Annotated in this window: 19 protein-coding genes; 3 read left to right on the top strand and 16 right to left on the bottom strand. The window is 63.0% G+C overall.

What is annotated here, in order from left to right:
- Positions 1-537 precede the first annotated feature (537 nt).
- The 9 genes from NKH83_RS11685 to NKH83_RS11645 form a co-directional block, all read right to left on the bottom strand.
- Positions 538-1467 carry a hypothetical protein gene (locus tag NKH83_RS11685; RefSeq protein ID WP_352804361.1) on the bottom strand — a complete coding sequence of 310 codons (930 nt, stop codon included), beginning with the start codon at positions 1465-1467 and terminating at the stop codon, positions 538-540.
- Positions 1464-1859 (bottom strand): phage holin family protein, encoded by a 396-nt coding sequence (locus NKH83_RS11680; RefSeq protein WP_254818831.1) that lies wholly within the window; start codon positions 1857-1859, stop codon positions 1464-1466. Before NKH83_RS11680 ends, NKH83_RS11685 begins: the two co-directional genes overlap by 4 nt.
- Complete coding sequence (locus tag NKH83_RS11675) at positions 1856-2584, bottom strand: WXG100 family type VII secretion target (RefSeq protein ID WP_352804357.1); 729 nt, start codon at positions 2582-2584, stop codon at positions 1856-1858. Before NKH83_RS11675 ends, NKH83_RS11680 begins: the two co-directional genes overlap by 4 nt.
- Positions 2585-2854: 270 nt before the next feature.
- Positions 2855-3328 (bottom strand): DUF2269 family protein, encoded by a 474-nt coding sequence (locus tag NKH83_RS11670; protein ID WP_352612080.1) that lies wholly within the window; start codon positions 3326-3328, stop codon positions 2855-2857.
- A complete protein-coding gene (locus tag NKH83_RS11665; protein WP_352804353.1) occupies positions 3328-4614 on the bottom strand; it encodes an SDR family oxidoreductase in 1287 nt (428 codons plus the stop codon). The genes NKH83_RS11670 and NKH83_RS11665 overlap by 1 nt, the downstream gene beginning before the upstream one ends.
- 34 nt (positions 4615-4648) lie before the next feature.
- Positions 4649-4987 carry a hypothetical protein gene (locus tag NKH83_RS11660; RefSeq protein ID WP_352804351.1) on the bottom strand — a complete coding sequence of 113 codons (339 nt, stop codon included), beginning with the start codon at positions 4985-4987 and terminating at the stop codon, positions 4649-4651.
- The gene (locus tag NKH83_RS11655) at positions 4987-5349 is read right to left on the bottom strand and encodes a hypothetical protein (protein ID WP_352475750.1); all 363 of its coding nucleotides are present in this window, start codon (positions 5347-5349) and stop codon (positions 4987-4989) included. The genes NKH83_RS11660 and NKH83_RS11655 overlap by 1 nt, the downstream gene beginning before the upstream one ends.
- Positions 5349-6569 (bottom strand): NRAMP family divalent metal transporter, encoded by a 1221-nt coding sequence (locus tag NKH83_RS11650; RefSeq protein WP_352804347.1) that lies wholly within the window; start codon positions 6567-6569, stop codon positions 5349-5351. The genes NKH83_RS11655 and NKH83_RS11650 overlap by 1 nt, the downstream gene beginning before the upstream one ends.
- Entirely contained in the window at positions 6566-6961 is a 396-nt protein-coding gene (locus NKH83_RS11645) for a hypothetical protein (RefSeq protein ID WP_352804344.1), read from the bottom strand. Before NKH83_RS11645 ends, NKH83_RS11650 begins: the two co-directional genes overlap by 4 nt.
- 223 nt (positions 6962-7184) lie before the next feature.
- Here NKH83_RS11645 and NKH83_RS11640 point away from each other — a divergent pair, with 223 nt between their 5' ends.
- Together NKH83_RS11640 and NKH83_RS11635 are read left to right on the top strand one after the other, a co-directional pair.
- Positions 7185-7397 (top strand): DUF2934 domain-containing protein, encoded by a 213-nt coding sequence (locus tag NKH83_RS11640; protein ID WP_254818839.1) that lies wholly within the window; start codon positions 7185-7187, stop codon positions 7395-7397.
- Positions 7398-7546: 149 nt separating this feature from the next.
- A complete protein-coding gene (locus NKH83_RS11635; protein ID WP_352645186.1) occupies positions 7547-7735 on the top strand; it encodes a hypothetical protein in 189 nt (62 codons plus the stop codon).
- 59 nt (positions 7736-7794) lie between these two features.
- On the opposite strand, the gene NKH83_RS11630 is transcribed toward NKH83_RS11635, so the two are convergent.
- The 6 genes from NKH83_RS11630 to NKH83_RS11605 form a co-directional block, all read right to left on the bottom strand.
- The gene (locus NKH83_RS11630; RefSeq protein ID WP_352804340.1) at positions 7795-8565 is read right to left on the bottom strand and encodes a GntR family transcriptional regulator; all 771 of its coding nucleotides are present in this window, start codon (positions 8563-8565) and stop codon (positions 7795-7797) included.
- A 71-nt stretch (positions 8566-8636) separates the two neighbouring features.
- Positions 8637-9419, bottom strand: coding sequence for an SDR family NAD(P)-dependent oxidoreductase (locus tag NKH83_RS11625; RefSeq protein ID WP_352804337.1), 783 nt, complete (start codon positions 9417-9419; stop codon positions 8637-8639).
- A gap of 96 nt (positions 9420-9515) precedes the next feature.
- Positions 9516-10430 (bottom strand): PfkB family carbohydrate kinase, encoded by a 915-nt coding sequence (locus NKH83_RS11620; RefSeq protein WP_352804334.1) that lies wholly within the window; start codon positions 10428-10430, stop codon positions 9516-9518.
- On the bottom strand, positions 10427-11623 hold the full coding sequence (gene uxuA / locus NKH83_RS11615; protein ID WP_352804331.1) for a mannonate dehydratase: 1197 nt from the start codon (positions 11621-11623) through the stop codon (positions 10427-10429). Before uxuA ends, NKH83_RS11620 begins: the two co-directional genes overlap by 4 nt.
- Before the next feature lie 150 nt (positions 11624-11773).
- Positions 11774-12433 (bottom strand): ThuA domain-containing protein, encoded by a 660-nt coding sequence (locus NKH83_RS11610; RefSeq protein WP_352475758.1) that lies wholly within the window; start codon positions 12431-12433, stop codon positions 11774-11776.
- 11 nt (positions 12434-12444) lie between these two features.
- Complete coding sequence (locus NKH83_RS11605; protein ID WP_352804328.1) at positions 12445-13542, bottom strand: Gfo/Idh/MocA family protein; 1098 nt, start codon at positions 13540-13542, stop codon at positions 12445-12447.
- 264 nt (positions 13543-13806) lie between these two features.
- On the opposite strand from NKH83_RS11605, the gene NKH83_RS11600 reads away from it, so the two are divergent.
- Entirely contained in the window at positions 13807-14715 is a 909-nt protein-coding gene (locus NKH83_RS11600) for a dihydrodipicolinate synthase family protein (protein ID WP_352804325.1), read from the top strand.
- On the opposite strand, the gene NKH83_RS11595 is transcribed toward NKH83_RS11600, so the two are convergent.
- On the bottom strand, positions 14716-15114 hold the full coding sequence (locus tag NKH83_RS11595) for a DUF1801 domain-containing protein (protein ID WP_352804740.1): 399 nt from the start codon (positions 15112-15114) through the stop codon (positions 14716-14718). It lies immediately after the preceding gene.
- Positions 15115-15195 lie beyond the last annotated feature (81 nt).

Below are 15195 nucleotides of genomic sequence, written 5' to 3'. Positions count from 1 at the left end.
ATCGTTGCTCGCCTAGTAGAGATCAAACCCTCCCGGCGGTCTACCGATGCCGGTTTGCCGGGACCGGCAATCGTCACCGCCTTCGGCTCGATGCCTTAGTTGCCGACGAACCTTTCGGAACCGGCCCGCATCGGCGAGGCTGCCCGCGATCAGTCGGACATCGCCGAGCGCCGCTATGCCCGGTAATCTGCTGTGCGGATTGTTTCGCGGGCATCTCGGATATGAGCTTCTTTGGCGAGTGGGCCGAGTGCAATCTCGACGTCGTCGTCCCAGTCGAATTGACGGGGTGGTTGTTTTTTTCAGAATTGGACAGTGCTGCTGAGAATTGCGTGCCACGCCGTGGGCAGACACGCCTCATGGAGCCGAAGAACCGAACGGATTTAGAGCGAAGAATCGGAACGGACCGGAGCGCCTCGGCTAATGACTTGAGCGCCGCAATCACATTTGTCAGCGGAAGGTTGCGGGCTCCTAGCCGACTTCGATGTTCCAACCGCGAGGCGACCGCGGTCGGAGTCGCCACGAACGACCGTAGCGCAATCACGTCGTTTCGGGAGACTCGTTCGATTTGGGAGCCTCGTCGGTCTCCGGCAAACGATCGCGAATGGCTTCCTCGGTTTTGCTTGCCGTCTTTTTCACGACTTTCTCGACGCGGTCGACCAACGTCTCGGCGTCGCCGCTGGAACCCTGTCGGTCAGCCTCTTCCTTTACAGTCTCATATGCTTCGGCGGCGACCTGCTTGGCTTGCTCCACGCCTTCTTCAAAGACTTCCTCGGCACTGTCACGAAGCTTGTCGCGGTAGGGGCCGAGTTGCGCGTCCTCGGCGGCGGTGTGAGGCAGCATCACGCCAATGGCGGTGCCCACGGCAAGGCCTACCGCGGCCATTGCCAGAGGTTCGCGCTGGAACAGGTCCTGAGCCGACTGCCGCACCCGCCCCGTCCTATCGGTGGCGGCCGAGCCGACCTGCCCGGCTGTGCTTCTCAATCTTTCTTTGGCGCCGCTCGCAACGTCTGCCACAGCCTCAGCCGCACCGCCTGCCACGGACGCAACCGAGCGGGCGGTATCGGAGAGCATGGAGCCGGCGGAACCTTCGCCCTCGGCACCGTACTCATCGCCGCGTGAGTCCTGCCAGGCCCCGCCCAAGCCCCTCTGGTCAGAGAAGTTTCGGGTGCCGTCAGGTTCCCTGCCGGTCGAATAGCCACCAAGTGCTGAACTGTCTACCGACGTGCCCTTGCCTAGCATCAGCCAGGCCAGGCCCGCGCCGACCAATGTAAGCGGCAACGGATTGTCCCTGACCTGAGTCTTAAGATTGCTGAGCATGGCGGATCCCTCGCCGCTGAACATCCCGGTGAATTCGTCGATCAGCTGACCTGGTGTCATCTTGCTCCGGATCGAGTCTGCCGTGTCCGTTATCTTGGCACGGGCAATGTCGGCATCGCGTTCGAGTTCGGCTGCGGATTTGTCGGTCATCTTATCTGGTCCTTGATCACGCGTGCGTCGCGTTTAAGTTGGTCTTGTGTCCGGTCGGGGGTCAACTCTGAGGGAGCCATGCTTGCCTTGCCGGAGCGCAGGAGTATGACGCCCAGTACTGCCACCACGACGCCGACGAGCAGCGAGGACCATCCGGCTCCCAGGCCGGCGCTCGCCAAGGCAATCACCAGCGCCTGCAAAAGCACCATCAGGGCGGCAAGCAGGCAAATGACGCCTCCCATTACCTCCACGGCGCCGGCGCCGGCCTTGCTTAACTTTTCTGACATTTCAGCCCGCAACAGCCTGCTTTCGGTTTGAAGCAGTGTTGTGACCTGCTGTGCCAGATCGCTGACAAGGGTTGTCAGGCTGCGAGTGTCCTGGTTGTCAGTCATGGGTTTCGCTCCAGGCTTGCATTGGCCCAGTCATCGCCGGACTGATCGGATCCTAACGGGGCTGGTTCAACTGGCTCTGCCGGTCGCCATCCCGACTCACTCGAGCTAGGACCCGTCTCGGGCGCCCGGCCTTTTCCCGACTGGCCCGGTGCTCCGGTTTGGGCAGAGGGTGGCGAGCTCTTGATGAACCGCCCCAAAGCCAGGCCTGCCAATACTGAGCCGGCGATCAGCGCCCCCGAGTTTTCGCGGCCGAACGACTGAATTTCGCCAAGCACCTCGTCGAAGGGTTTATCCTTCAGGGACGAGGAAAGCCGCTCGAGCCCGCCTGCGGCGTCAAGGGCGAATTTCGAAGCGGTCCGTTGATCATTGTTGGCAAGATGCTCGCTTGCCGCGCGCAATGCGCCGCTGAAGGCCTTGAGACTGGCGCTCATGTCGCGCTGCGTTCCCTCCGCCTTGTTGAACAATGCTTGCTTTGCTTCCGATGCGTAATCTCCGGCTTTCCTAGTGATCTCGTCACGCGCATCGTGGAGCGCTTCCGTCGCGGTCTGCTTTTCCCGTTGTAGTCTTTCCGAAAGCTCGCTTCTGGCTGTCTCGAAATCGGCCGTCTGACGGCCTTGATCGTCTTTGTCCTGCATGGTGTCTCCTAGTGGAATCCGAGGAAGGAGAGGATCGCAAGCACGACGACGACAAGGCCGATGAGATAAATAACACTGTTCATGGCGCAATCTCCTCCACTGCGCACCGAACTTGCCTGTGCTTCCCGTGTTCCCCCGGACGTCATCTTTTTTGGTAAGCGAAGCCTAACCAGCCTCAAGACGAGCTCTTGTCCTGTGCCGACGGGGGTGAGCGCGCGGTTGGAAATGATACGAGACCGGACTCCGGTGCGACTTACCGGTCGAGACGCACGTCCGCTCCGGCAGATATTCGCGGTGCAGGGGCCGGAATTTTCCGCAGTGCTTTGACAGGGCATTATCGCAGTGGGACCTGCCTGCGACCTACCACTCGATTGCTGGCCGAGCGACCATCAGCCAGAAAATCCCGAGCACGGCAGCGAAGGCGGGGAAGCCGAAGGCGAACCACAACCAGAAGAGCCGATGGTAGCGCGGCGGCAACGGCGCGCCTGCAGCGGCGGCTTGCGATGCCAGCTTGCGCATCTCCATTTGCATCCAGACGACCGGGAGCCAGAACATTCCGGTGAAGATATAGAGCGCGATCGAAAGTACGATCCAGCCCTCCGACAGCGAGTAGCCTGCCTGCCAGGCGAGCGCGGCTCCGGTCAAAGGTTGCGCGACCACGGCCGTCGCTGTGAAAAGGAAGTCGGCGACGACAACGATACGCGCCACCGCCGCAACCGTCGCGGCATTGCCGGTCCTGTGCGCGAACAGCATGAAGAAAGCGATGCCGGCGCCGGTGCCGAGCAGCACAGATGCGCCGATGACATGCAGAAATTTCAGCAGGAAATAGAGCATCAACGCTCCTCCAGCACTGCCAAGGCCACAAAGTGCAGCACCAGGATCGGCAGCACTTTGAGGAACGGCCCAAGCGGGTCGTTCCACAGATCGGGGCTCAGGAAGCTTCCGACGACCAGATAGAAGAGCGAGAGCGCGATGCCGCCATAGAGGCCTTTTCGCGCCGCCGGCCGCCAGGCTATGAGCACGCCGATGGCGATGTCGGCAAGAGCGCCGGCGATCACGATCGGTGCCGATAAGATGCCGGCCCCCGTGCCTTGCATCAGATCGACGCCGCTGCCGTAGCCGGTTGTCAGCGACACGATTCCCGTCATGATCCAGAAGACGGGCAGGACGACGAAGATCGCCGGCTTGATGAAATACAGCCGGGCAAACCATTTCTCCTGCACCGTTGCCGGATTGAGCGCGAGGAAGCCCGCCAGGGTTTGCGGGCGTATGCCGGTCGCGGCGGTCCAGTCCGAGGGATCTCCAACCGCTCCTCGGGCGATCTCCCTGGCCGCGTTGGTGCGCATCGGTGGACGCCAGCCGAACATCGCGGCAAGGTCGCCTAGGCCGTAGAGAAGCCTTGCAACAGCCGCCGGCAAGACAAACCTGGCTGCCGGAGCCCAACCGAGCCATCGGCGATAACTGCCGACGACCTCGTCCATGCTCAGTTGTTCGGGACCGACAAGTTCCAGCACGACGCGAGACGGACTGGCGGGATCGAGAAGGAAAACGACCGTTGAGACCACATCGTCGAGTAGTACCACCTGGAGCCGGCCGGTGCCGGGCATGGACGGCAGCACTGGCAGCGAAGCGAGACCCCGAAACAATGCGCTGGCCCCAAACACCGGCCGGCCGAGCACCACGGACGGGCGCAGGACCACCCAATCCAGATCAAGCGCCATAAGCGCCTGGTCCCCGGCCAGTTTCGTCGCCGAGAACGCCGAAGGCTGCGCCCGATCGACGCCTATCGCCGAGAAGTGGATCACCCGGGCAACCTCTGCCCGCACACAGGCGAGAAAGAGTGCGACCGCCGCATCGCGATGGACTTCGCGCGTCTTTTCACGGGGGCTGTCCTGCAGAACGCCGGCACAATTCACGACGGCGTCGACACCCCTGAGATGCGGTAGCCAGTCTTCGGGCTGCAGCGCCACCGCCATGTCCAGCACCAGCAATTGGTAATTGCCGGCCCGGTTTGCACCGGGGCTGCGGACCAATCCGATTACCTCATGCCCGTCGGAAAGAAGGCGTGCCACGACGGAGGCACCGATCAGGCCGGCGGCGCCGGTAACCAGGACTTTCACTGAACCCCATTCTCCGACGGCGGGAAAGTGTCGTTCATTCCGGTTTATCGCCCTCGATATTGCCCTTCATAGCGGAAAGTTCTTCCATCGTGCACAACAGTCGCGGCCGCGTCGGGTCGGAGATGTCGAGCTTGTCCCAGGGAATGCGGTACATGCTGTCGCGACTGCGCAGTCGAAAGACTTCGAGGACCGCCGTGCCGATGGCCGAAGCGGAAAGACGCTCGAACGCCGCGTAGATGCCGACATGGTACTCGGTAACCACGAGGTCGTCGCCATCCGGTTCGGCGCGTATCTCCTCGATATGGCCGATGCTTTTGCCGCGCTGCGAAAGCACATTTCTGCCTGCCAATTGCTCAAGGTTGACGGTGGCCATCATCCGGCTCCCGGGATACGCCTTATGACATGGTCGCGCAGCCAATCCTGCCAGTCGAAAATCGCCGTTTCGCGCACGTCGATGTCGAATTCGATGTCGACGCCAATGTCGCGCACCTTGTTCCAGGCGATGCGGTGCGGTTCGGCATGGCGCTTGCCGCCGAGCCTTGCCGCAAGACGCGCCATCCAGCGCCCGGATCGCTCGCCAAGCCGACGCGCCAGCGTGATCGAGCCGAGCTCAACCGCCACGATTTTGGGTGGCTTGCCCGGCCTGACCTCGGCTACCAGCCCGTCCACCTTGCCGATCTTGACCTGCTCACGGTCAACCACTTGCTTGTCCAGGATGTCGCGCAGCAAATCCATCACGTGCCTCCGAATATCTGCAAAGGAATGGTCACGATCGCGAGCACGAAACCGAGCGCAATGATGAAGATGACCGCGGCATTCGCGATCATGCCATTGCGGTGCTCGCCGACATAACGCTCGTCATTCAGCAGGAAAAGGAACGGCACCACGGTCAGCGGCAGGCTGGCGGCCGTCAGCGCCATGGAAAAGATGGTTAGCTTCAGCGGATCGAGACCCAGGGCGATCGGAATGGCGGCGAGAAACAGCGAGACCGTGTAGACGGTGCTGAAGCCGGGATCGTCGCGCGGTTTCAGGTCCTCGCCCCAGGTCCAGCCGAAACCCTGCGCCACTAAGTACGCTTGCTGCAGCCCGATTTCGAGCGCAGCGCCGAAGCAGGCTATGCCTAGTGAAGCAACGAACAGGACGAACCCCCAGAAACCGAAGATCTGGATCAGCATCAGCGGCAATTGATGGTAGTCGTCGACCTGCTCTATGCCGTGCGCCGCCAGCACGAGCGCCGCCACGATCAGCACGCCGATCGAGATTGTGCCGCCAAAACTCATTCCCAATCCGGCAATGGCCCGATTGGTCCCGAGATAGCTCTTGTCCCACTGGTCCTCGATGGCTCCCGACGAATAGAACATGAACAGGTAGGGCGAGACCGACGCACCAAGAATACTGACCGCCATGAACCAGTAATTGGCCGCGTCGTGCTCGGGCAGACTGGGCACGGCACCGGCCGCGACCTGCCCCCAATCGGGCTTCAGCATGACGGCGCCAACCACGAAGCACAACGTGACCAGGCCGAGGATCGAGACGCCCTTTTCAATGAAGCCGAACGTGCCTTTCCAGAGGAACAGCCATGCCAGAAAAGCGACCGGCAGGGCCCACCACTGAAAGCCGATGCCGGTGGCGAGTTCGAGCGCAATGGCGACACCGCCGATCTCAGCTGCCATGACCATGAAGTTGACCAGCAAAGTCGCAAGCAACGGCCACAGAAAGGCGGTGAAGCCAAACCGTTCCCGGATCCCGTCGGCGATGGTGTGATGGCTGACGGCGGCGAAGCGGCCGGCCATCTCGACCAGGAAGATGATGCATATCGTGCCCAGGAGGACGGCCCAGATCAGCTGGAACCTGAACGCTGCACCCGCCTGTGCGGCGGTTGCCATCGATCCGACCTCGAGAAAGCCACCAACGCTGGTGACGATGCCCAGCGATATTTCGAGCAGCTTCTTCATGGTTTCGGCGCGAAATGTTTGGCGTAGGATGCATTCAGGGCGGCGGTGGCAGCCCGGAGATCCTGCTGCGCCTGTTCCGCCTCCGATCGGTTGCCGTCCTGCACCGCCGTCGCGGCGCGTGTCACCGCCGCCGACAGCTGTCCGATTACCGCCGTCAGACCGGCTTGCTCGCTGGGCTCAGGCGACTTGGCGGACTGGATTTGCGCACTGGCATCGACGAGCGCCTTGCCGACCGATTGCAACATGCGCGACGTATATGTCGAAGGGGCTGCCCCGGCGGCCCAGGCACCCAGGACCAGCGATGCGGTCTGTGCGGCCGAAGCCGCGGTTTTCGACTGCTGCTCGATCTGGTCGGAAGGCGAGCATGCCGTCAGCACAAACGTTGTCAGCAACAGGCACAGCCGGTCCGGTCGAAGACCAATAGCTGCAATGGCATCTACAATACGTGCTTGTAGCGTTGCTGCCACACGATTGTTCTCCCCGGCACCAGGCGACCTCGGCGTACAATTTCATCTAGGGCGCCCGGTGGTCACGTCAACTGAACCGTCGGGAACTGCCTGGCAACGCGGAACAAACCTTCGATCGCCGGATTAGGGATATCAGGAGGCAAAGGTCATGGACAAGGAAGAGCGTATCAGGCAGCGGGCCCATGAGATATGGGAGCGCGAAGGCCGTCCGCAAGGACGCGAGCGCGAGCATTGGGACCAGGCCGTGCAGGAGATCGAAGCTGAGGGCTCCGAAGCCGAACGCGGTCCGGTCGTGCCCGATCCAACGGTTGAGACCGGCTCCGATCCCGAGGTGCGCGGCAGCAAGCGGCGGGGGAAGTGAGCCCCAATGCCTCGTCTCGTCGCCTGGATCGTGGTCGTACTGGTCGTGCTCTTCGCCGCATGGCTGATGCTTGGGCGCGACAGGACCAGCACTGGTGGCGAAACTCAGCCCTCGCCACATGCAATAGACCAGAATGGATAGGAGCTGACATGACGGCTAGGGAAAGCCATCCCGAACAGGACCCTGCGGAAGGATCGCGATCGACGATAGAAAAGCAGCTCCGCAAGGAGCAAGGCGGCGAGGCGCAAAATCGTGAAGCCAAGCCAACTTCCGACAAATCCGGCAGCAAGGCCAAGTTGCCTCCGGAAGCGCCGAAGAAAGGCTCAGGCCTGGCCTGAGCGGCTGGTTTCACGTATCCACGTCGTCATTCCTCCTCGCTCCGTCGCGCGAGTGGTTGTCATTCGGGCAGATCGCCGGCAGCCGCTTCTGTCCTCTTTCCAGTCGAGCCCGGTGCCTTGAAATAATGGGGATAGCGTTCCCGGACGATTGCGAGCACCTCGAAGATGCGGCGAAGATGCGTTCGCATCGCCTCTTCCGCCGCAAATGCGTCGGCCTGCTCGAGCGCATCGACGATCCGCCGATGTTGGCCGAGAACCACCGACATGCTGTCGAGGCGCGGGAAAGACAAGAAGCGGAAGCGGTCCATGTGCAGCTTCGCCGCGCTGATGTCGGCCCAGATTCCGGGGAAGCCGGCATGGCTGGCGATGTGCTGGTGGAACAGCTCGTCCGACTTGAAGAAGCGCCTGTCGTCCGAAATGGAGGCGAACGTCTCCTGGACCGCCAGTTCGCCTTTGAGCATGGCGAGCAGTTCGGCGCGGCGCGGGCTCTCGACCGCACGTTTGACCAGGCCGACTTCGAGCGCTTCGCGCAGGAACTGCGATTTCTCGAGATCGGCGATCCGCAGCGGCGCCACCATGCTGCCGCGCTGCGGATAGATGTCGATCAGGCCAAGTCCGGCCAGCCGGGCGAGCGCCTCCCTGACCGGCGTGCGGCTCACGCCGAGGGCTTCCGACATCGCCTTTTCGGAAATCAGCTCGTGCGGCTTCAGGCGGAAGGTCAGGATCTGGTCGAGCAGGACCTCGAACGTCCTCGCCGCGACTGAAGCGCCGGGGCCGGTTTCGCCAAGCCGCCCCTCGGTGATGGTCCGCATTCCCAAAAGCCCTGCCATCGGCAATTCCCTTAAAGGCTCGGCAGCTTCAAGCCATTCATGAAATGGCTGCGCAAGCAGCAGCGCCGACGTTATTCCTTGCGCGGAGAACCGCCGATGCGCGCCAGCAGGCCGCCATCGACGCGCACGACTTCGCCGGTGATGAAGGAGGCATCGTCGGACAGCAGGAAGGCAACGACGGCCGCAATCTCTTGCGGCTGGGCGGTGCGGCCGAGCGGATGCATGTTGTCAAGGATGCGCAGGATCTCGTCGGGCTTATCGTTGAGCTTGACCGCATCCCGCAGCATCGGCGTGTCGACCGCGCCCGGAGCCACGGCATTGACGCGCACACCGAGCGGCGCATAGTCGACGGCCATGGATTTGACCAGCCCGATCAAGCCGTGCTTGGCCGTGCTGTAGGCCAGAACCCCTTCCTGGCTGGCCAGGCCTTGCACCGAGCTCATATGGACGATGGCGCCGCGGCTTTGCCGCAGCAGCGGCATCGCCGCGCGGGAGAGCAGATAGGCAGCCTTAAGGTTGACGTTCATCACCTCGTCCCAAAGCGCCTCGTCCGTGGTCTCCACCGTTCCGTAACGCTGGATGCCGGCATTGTGGGAAAGCATGTCGAGCCCGCCGAACGCGGACCGGGCAAGCTCGACGGCGCGGCAGCAGGCTTCAGTGTCGGCGGTCGAGCCGAGCACGGTGTGCACGGTCACGCCGCGCGCCGCAAGCTGCGCCGCGACCTCGTCCAGCTGATCGCCCACACGGTCGAAGAGGATCAGGTCGACACCTTGCTCGGCCAGCCTTTCGGCGACAGCACGGCCGATGCCCATGGCCGCCCCGGTGACCAGTGCGCGTTTTTTTAACTCAGCCATTTCTCCTCCCACGAACAGTTGCAGGGGCTGCCATGGTAGTCGGTCAGCGACGCATGGCGTACCCTTTTCGCCGAGCCGGCCCGAGCGTATTCGGCGTCATGTCGATCCTTGCATGAAGGCCAGTGTTTCCGCGCGCGTCGGCGCGCCGAGCCGTCCGCCAAAACGCAGGCACTTCAGCGCGGCGGCAGCACTTGCCACTGCTATGGCCTGCTCTTCGTCCCAACCTTCGGCCAGGCCGAGAGCGAAGGTGCCGTGAAACACGTCGCCCGCCGCCAGCGTGTCGACGGCTTCGACTCGCGGCGACGGCAGATGACGGACATCATTGCTGCTCGGGTGCTGGAACGCGGTGCCGTTCGCCCCATCGGTGATCGCGACGAAGGCGCCGGTCCGTTCGCCCAGAATAGCGACGGCGGAACCGGCGGAAACCTCTGGACCGCAAAGGATACGCGCCGCGGGCAGCGAAGCAACGACATGCGAGGCGAGCGGCAGCAGTCGGTCGAGCACCGGTCGCGACGCAATATCGGCGTCGAGGATCGCCGGAATGCCGCATTCGCGGGCCTTCGCCAGCGCCATCGCGGCGGCTCCGGGCCAACGAACGTCGACCAGGACGGCGTCGAAGCGGGAAAAATCCACGGGCGGAAGACGGTCCGGATCGGCTTGCGTGACGGCATCGTAGAAGGGCACGATCATGCGCTCGCCGGCGGCATCGACCAGGATCGTGGCAATGGCCGAGCGGCCACCTTCAACCCTGCGCACCAACGAACAGTCGACCCGCTCCGCCTCCATCTGGGCGATGACATCGCGGCCGACGGCATCGTTGCCGACGCTTGCCCATAGCCAGACCTGCCCGCCCTGGCGGCTTGCCGACGCGGCGGCACTTGCCGCCATGCCGGCCGCGATCTGCACGGCCTCGCTCGGCAGGAACTTGCCGGCGCCGGACGGCAGGACATCGAGGCGCAAGATCGTGTCGTAGGTGAGCGCGCCGACGCAGAGCAGGCGGGGCGCCCTCATTGCAGCCTGTAGCCGCGCTGATGGGCAATCGCCGTCATTACGCCTCTCAGTTCGGCAAGGCCGCGAAGACGGCCTATCACGGGGTAGCCGGGATGGGTGTGCCGCGTGGCGTCATCGATCAGCTCGTGGCCGTGATCCGGGCGAAACGGCAGCAGCGCCGGTTGCCCGGCGTCGCGGCGGCGTTGCTGCTCGTCGAGCAAGATCGAGACCACCGAAACCATGTCTACATCCCCGTTCAGATGCTCGGACTCCATGAATGACCCGTCCGGATCCTTGCTGACGTTGCGCAGGTGCACGAAGTTGATCTTATGCGCAAAGCGCCTGGCGATGGCGGGCACGTCATTGGCCGGATTGGCGCCCAGCGACCCCGTGCACAAGGTAAGGCCGCTATGGGCCGATGGCACCGCGTCCAGGATAAACGCGATGTCGTCGGCGTTCTTGACGATCCGGCACAGGCCGACGAGATCGCGCGGCGGATCGTCCGGGTGGATCGCCAACGTGACGCCCGCCTCTTCGGCCGCCGGCAGCACGTGTTCAAGAAAACGGACGAGATTCTCGCGCAGCCGGTCGTGCGACAGGCTCGACTGCTCGGCCACCACTTCGCGCAATTCCGCTATGTCATAGCGCTTGAAGGCGCCCGGCAGGCCGGCCATGATGTTGGCAAGCAGACGCTCTTTTGACGCATCCGGCGTCGCCTCAAACCATTCGCTCGCCCGCTGGAGAACATCGGACGCATAGTCGCGCTCAGATCCCTTGCGCTGCAGCATGTAACAATCGAACGCGGCAAGCTCGTGCATGTTCATGCGGAGCGCCCGTCCGCCGCCCGGCAGCGGCGCAGCCAGGTCGGTCCGGGTCCAGTCGAGGATCAGCATGAAGTTGTAGCAGACCGTGCGCACACCGCAGGCGCCGAGATTGCGTAAGGTCTGCCTGAAATTCTCGTAGAGCCGGTCGAGATCGCCGCGGCCGAGCTTGATGTCCTCGTGCACGGGCACGCTCTCGACGACGCTCCATTTGAGGCCCATCGCCTGATCCGCCTCGATGAGCGCCTGGCGCTGCCTGATGGCGTGGATCGGCCAGACTTCGCCGTAAGGAATGTCGTGCAATGCCGTCACGATGCCGGTCGCGCCGGCCTGCCTGGCATGGGCAAGCGTTGCCGCGTCGCTCGGGCCAAACCATCGCCACGTCTGCTCCATTCGACCTCCAGCTACGGAATTCCCCGACGAGACTGCTGTCTATTGGATGCTACCATGGCAGTCAATTGCTTGCCGCAGCCCAGTGCTGTGTCCGCGTTCGGGCGGCCGCCCTTAGAGATTACAACGATACGTGGCGTTCAGATTGAACGGCTACGCAAGATCCGGGTTTCGGCTGGCCCAAAGCATGCCGCGCTCGAACATCGTACGCATTTGCGGCACTGCGAACTCGTCGGCGGTGTGGCCGAGTGCGCTGTAGAAGACGCGGCCCTTGCCGTAGCGGCGCTTCCAGACAACCGGCATGACGACGCCGGCGATGAAATCGAGATGCTCGCCGGTGAAAGTAGTCGTCGCCAGCACCTCGTTGGTCGGATCGACATGCATGTAATACTGCTCTGAACGGTACGCGAAGCCGTCGATGCCCTGCATGACCGGATCGTCTGGCATGGTGATATCGACGTGATAGTCGATGATGTTGCCTGGATGGGCGACCCACTGGCCGCCGGTCATGAACTGGTATTCCGGCTCGTTGCGGAAGCTGTCGCACATCGTGCCGTGAAAGCCCGCAAGGCCGGTGCCGGCCCCGACGGCGTTGGTCAGGTTTTGCAGTTCCGGCTTTTCGATCGTCGACATGGTGATCACCGGGACAATGAGATCGAGCTTGCCCAGTTGCGGATCGGCAAGCGCCGAAGTCCCCTGCTCCAGCTGCACGTCGAAGCCGTTGCCGGCCAGCATCTCCTTGACGATGTGGGCGCTACGGGCCGGCGTGTGGCCTTCCCAGCCGCCCCAGAAAATCAGTGCCGTCTTGCTCATCGTGTCATCCCCTATTCCAGAATTCCGAAAGGTAGATCGGCGTGCATTGGCGCCGGCCGCGCGCAGCCATATCTCAGGTCGATACGCCGCCCTGTCTCTGCTGAAGAGATGATCGATTCCATGATTTCCAGGACATGGAGGGAAAGATCGAGGCTGGCGCGGTGTTGCCTGCCCGAGACGATCGCCTGCGCCATGTCGGCGAGGCCGAGGCCCCGGTAATTGCCGTCGCCATAGGAATGGATCTGATCGGCCACCGTCCAGTCGCCCTTGCGCTGGCTGGTCCTGATGTCGCCCTGGAACTGATTGGGATCGGAGACGATCATCGAGCCGGTGGTCCCGTAAAGTTCGATGTGATTGTGTTCATGCTTCCAGACGTCGAAGCTGGTGGTGATCGAAACCGCCGCGCCGTTCTCGAATGTGAGCAGGCCGGAAATATGGGTCGGCACCTCGACCTGTATCGTTTCGCCCTGGCGCGGTCCGGAACCGATGGTGCGGGTGGCATAGGATGCCTTTGCCTGCCCCATCACGGATTTTGCCGGACCCAGGAGATTGAACAGGCAGGTCAGATAGTACGGTCCCATGTCGAGCATTGGCCCACCGCCGGGCTGATAGTAGAAATCCGGATTGGGATGCCAGAGCTCGTGGCCGGGCACCTGCATGAAGGCAGAGCCGGCGACAATAGTCCCAACCGCATCCTCATCGACCAGGCGCCGCGCCGTCTGGTGGGAGCCGCCAAGAAAAGTGTCGGGTGCGCAGCCGACGCGCACGCCCTGTTCGCGCGCGGCCGCGACCAGCCGCTCGGCGTCGCTGAGCGTCGTTGCCAGCGGCTTCTCGGAATAGACGTTCTTGCCTTGCCCGACAGCCTGCAGGCCGACCGGCACATGATGCTGCGGCGTCGTCAGATTGAGCACGATCTCAACGCGCGGATCGGCCAACAGCGCGTCGACCGGCATGGCAGCCAGGCCGTAGGCAGCTGCCTTGGCCTCGGCTGCCGTCCGGTTGATGTCGGCGACGCCGACAATGTCGAGCACCGGGAATTGTGGCGATGCCTTCAGATAGGCATCCGAAATGTTGCCGCAGCCGATAATGCCGACACCGATCCTCCGCATGGGCTTCTCCTCAAAAGGCGGCATTGATGAAACAGCAGAACTCGTTTGTCACCCCCCTTTCGGCCGGACGCGGTTGTCCCGTGACAAGTGCTTACCTCGAGAGCCTCAGAACCGCCGCCCGATCACAATCGCGCGCTTATGCGCGAGCCGCTTGCTTTCGAGGTCGAACGGCCGGTACTCAGCAACACTGCTTCCTGTAGCTTGCTCGACATTTTGATGCCGGCTTTGAGCACAGCACAGATTTTCACCCGTAGAAGGACGCACATGATCCGCCCACAAGGAACCATCGCACCGATCCTGACGCCGTTCGAAAACGACGGCTGCATTGCCCGCGACCTCTGGATATCACACGCCAAGTGGGTGCTGGATCAGGGAGCGCATTTCCTGTCGCCGTTCGGCACCACGGGCGAGGCGTTGTCCGTCTCGTTGCGCGAGCGCATGCAGGCGCTGGAGTGGCTGGTCGAGGCCGGCGTTTCGCCAAGCCGTCTTATGCCCGGCACCGGTGTCACAGCACTTGCCGAGACTGTCGAGCTGACCGCGCATGCCGTCGGGCTCGGCTGTGCCGGGGTGATGGTGCTGCCGTCGTTCTTCTATACGGCCGCCGGCGACAACGGTCAGGCCCGTTATTATGGCGAGCTGATCGATCGGGTGGCGAACCCGGCGATGAGGATGATCCTCTACCACATCCCGCAAAATTCCGGCGTAGCGGTGAGCCCGGCGCTGACCGCCCGCTTGAGCGAAGCGTTTCCCGATGTCGTGGTGGCTTACAAGGACAGCGCCGGCGACTGGAACAACACCGCGGCGGTCATTGCGGCAGCCCCAAGGGTCGCGGTGTTCCCGAGTTCGGAAGCACAGCTGACGAAAGGCCTCGCCAACGGTGCTGCCGGCTGCATCTCGGCGACAGTCAATCTGAATGCCGCAGCGATCCGGGCCCTCTACGACGCAGTGCTGGCGGGAGAGGACACTACCGACGCGGATGCCGCCATCAGGGCGTTCCGCAAAATCATCCAGGACGCTGGCCTCATCACTGCGATGAAGGCAGTGCTGGCGGTACGGTCCGGCGACAGACGCTGGCTGAATCTGCGCGCGCCGCATGAGAACGCGACGCAAGCCACCGGCGAAGCCGTGCTCGCCGCTCTCGGCCCGCTAGCCGACCATATCGGCCGGAGCTGACTATCGGGCCGTGTTCAGGGCGGCAGCAGCGCGTATCAGCGCCTTGAACGCATTCTCATCTATGTCTTCGCCCTCACGGATATCGATGGCGCGCCTGGTGTTGCCTTCGAGGCTGGAGTTGAACAGGCCGGAAGGGTCCTGCAGCGAGGCGCCCTTTGCGAAGGTCACTTTCACGACGTTCTTGTAGGTCTCGCCAGTGCAGATTATTCCGGCGTGCGACCACACCGGAACGCCTCGCCACTTCCACTCCTCGACCACTTCCGGGTCGGCCTGCTTGATGAGGGCGCGGACATGGAAAAGCGTCTTGCCTCGCCAATCGCCCAGTTCGCTGATCCTCGCATCGATCAGCTGAGAGGGAGAGTTGCCTGCATTTCCTTCCATCGAGTCACTCTTCATCATCATTGTCGCTTTCCCTTGGTTGTTGCCGCTCGCCCGTCACATGAATACCGCTAGTCGGCACCGGATTTGCCGAGATGACTG

Origin of the sequence: Mesorhizobium sp. M0909, from assembly GCF_040319515.1 — a bacterium.
GTDB lineage: Bacteria > Pseudomonadota > Alphaproteobacteria > Rhizobiales > Rhizobiaceae > Mesorhizobium.
This window is presented reverse-complemented; position numbering and strand designations above follow the sequence as displayed.

Excerpts from the sequence above, each read along its gene's own strand:
- NKH83_RS11660 (WP_352804351.1), bottom strand. The coding sequence starts at position 4,987 with ATGGCCACCGTCAACCTTGAGCAATTGGCAGGCAGAAATGTGCTTTCG.
- NKH83_RS11620 (WP_352804334.1), bottom strand. The coding sequence starts at position 10,430 with ATGAGGGCGCCCCGCCTGCTCTGCGTCGGCGCGCTCACCTACGACACG.
- NKH83_RS11680 (WP_254818831.1), bottom strand. The coding sequence starts at position 1,859 with ATGACTGACAACCAGGACACTCGCAGCCTGACAACCCTTGTCAGCGAT.
- NKH83_RS11685 (WP_352804361.1), bottom strand. The coding sequence starts at position 1,467 with ATGACCGACAAATCCGCAGCCGAACTCGAACGCGATGCCGACATTGCC.
- NKH83_RS11610 (WP_352475758.1), bottom strand. The coding sequence starts at position 12,433 with ATGAGCAAGACGGCACTGATTTTCTGGGGCGGCTGGGAAGGCCACACG.
- NKH83_RS11605 (WP_352804328.1), bottom strand. The coding sequence starts at position 13,542 with ATGCGGAGGATCGGTGTCGGCATTATCGGCTGCGGCAACATTTCGGAT.
- NKH83_RS11635 (WP_352645186.1), top strand. The coding sequence starts at position 7,547 with ATGACGGCTAGGGAAAGCCATCCCGAACAGGACCCTGCGGAAGGATCG.
- NKH83_RS11655 (WP_352475750.1), bottom strand. The coding sequence starts at position 5,349 with ATGGATTTGCTGCGCGACATCCTGGACAAGCAAGTGGTTGACCGTGAG.
- NKH83_RS11670 (WP_352612080.1), bottom strand. The coding sequence starts at position 3,328 with ATGCTCTATTTCCTGCTGAAATTTCTGCATGTCATCGGCGCATCTGTG.
- uxuA (WP_352804331.1), bottom strand. The coding sequence starts at position 11,623 with ATGGAGCAGACGTGGCGATGGTTTGGCCCGAGCGACGCGGCAACGCTT.
- NKH83_RS11600 (WP_352804325.1), top strand. The coding sequence starts at position 13,807 with ATGATCCGCCCACAAGGAACCATCGCACCGATCCTGACGCCGTTCGAA.
- NKH83_RS11640 (WP_254818839.1), top strand. The coding sequence starts at position 7,185 with ATGGACAAGGAAGAGCGTATCAGGCAGCGGGCCCATGAGATATGGGAG.
- NKH83_RS11630 (WP_352804340.1), bottom strand. The coding sequence starts at position 8,565 with ATGGCAGGGCTTTTGGGAATGCGGACCATCACCGAGGGGCGGCTTGGC.
- NKH83_RS11595 (WP_352804740.1), bottom strand. The coding sequence starts at position 15,114 with ATGATGAAGAGTGACTCGATGGAAGGAAATGCAGGCAACTCTCCCTCT.
- NKH83_RS11625 (WP_352804337.1), bottom strand. The coding sequence starts at position 9,419 with ATGGCTGAGTTAAAAAAACGCGCACTGGTCACCGGGGCGGCCATGGGC.
- NKH83_RS11650 (WP_352804347.1), bottom strand. The coding sequence starts at position 6,569 with ATGAAGAAGCTGCTCGAAATATCGCTGGGCATCGTCACCAGCGTTGGT.